A 918-nucleotide genomic window follows, 5' to 3' on the forward strand; every position below is an offset into this window, starting at 1 on the left:
AATTTAATAATTAAATATTTAATTATTAAATTAAGGGGAATATAAATTTTTAAAATATTCTTTACAGAAGGGGTTAATTATGATTAATTAAAGTTATTGGTTTTATTTTTAATGGATATAGTTATGAGTGTTGAACTGAAAGCTCAGAAAAAAAGAAAGTATCATTACATCAATAAAAAAAGTGTTGAAATTGTTTCTGATAAGAATGTCGGAAAGAATATTTTATGTATTTCAGATGAAGAAGCAATTTTTAAAGCTAATTCATTAACAGTTGAAGATCAACTCGAGCGCTTTAGGTATTCTGGAACTAAAGAAAAGTCCGTTACCAACAATTTATATCAGCAAAGCTCGAACCAAAAGGAGTCTCGTGTTCCTGGGCTATATGGTTGTAACAGGTATAAATCGAGAAGAAACGTAGCGACTGAAACATCAGAAAACTTCGTATTCTTTTAGACAGATAAACTCATAAAAGCCGAAGGTGAATGCATGAATAAACAGCATCAATGTGAACACATGCCAGAAGAGGTTATTATCTATTTCACGGATCATTACACATCAGATCGACAATGGTTTCTATTCATTTCAGAAACTGCAAAAGAAAGAGACTTGGAGTTAAGCACGGAAATCAATAATGTGGGAGAACTTTTATGGCAAACGGCATTTAATATTCGCTTTTGTCCTTATTGCTCGGAAAAACTCGATATGAACAATGAGGAGCCTCACTTTCATAAAGCCGTGAACTACAAACTGGTTTAAATAGGCGAAATTTGTCTAGGAGATCGGTGGCAGTCCATACTCACTTAACTCGGTGTCCAAAACTGCTGGTGTGGATCATAAAACAGTTGAGCACGGATACGACACAGAGCCTACCTATCGATTCTCGCAGCGTAGCTGCGTCAAGTCAGCACAGCGAAGCTG

General features: G+C 35.0%; 2 protein-coding genes. Both read left to right on the forward strand.

Features of this window, described 5'->3' with window-relative positions:
• Nucleotides 1–123 precede the first annotated feature (123 nt).
• Complete coding sequence (locus AB4323_RS22080) at nucleotides 124–453, forward strand: hypothetical protein (RefSeq protein ID WP_372153344.1); 330 nt, start codon at nucleotides 124–126, stop codon at nucleotides 451–453.
• Between the two features lie 33 nt (nucleotides 454–486).
• On the forward strand, nucleotides 487–756 hold the full coding sequence (locus tag AB4323_RS22085; RefSeq protein WP_372153346.1) for a hypothetical protein: 270 nt from the start codon (nucleotides 487–489) through the stop codon (nucleotides 754–756).
• Nucleotides 757–918: the final 162 nt, after the last annotated feature.

It is taken from the genome of Vibrio sp. 10N.261.52.C11 (assembly GCF_041471405.1).
In the GTDB taxonomy this organism is placed as follows: domain Bacteria; phylum Pseudomonadota; class Gammaproteobacteria; order Enterobacterales; family Vibrionaceae; genus Vibrio; species Vibrio crassostreae_C.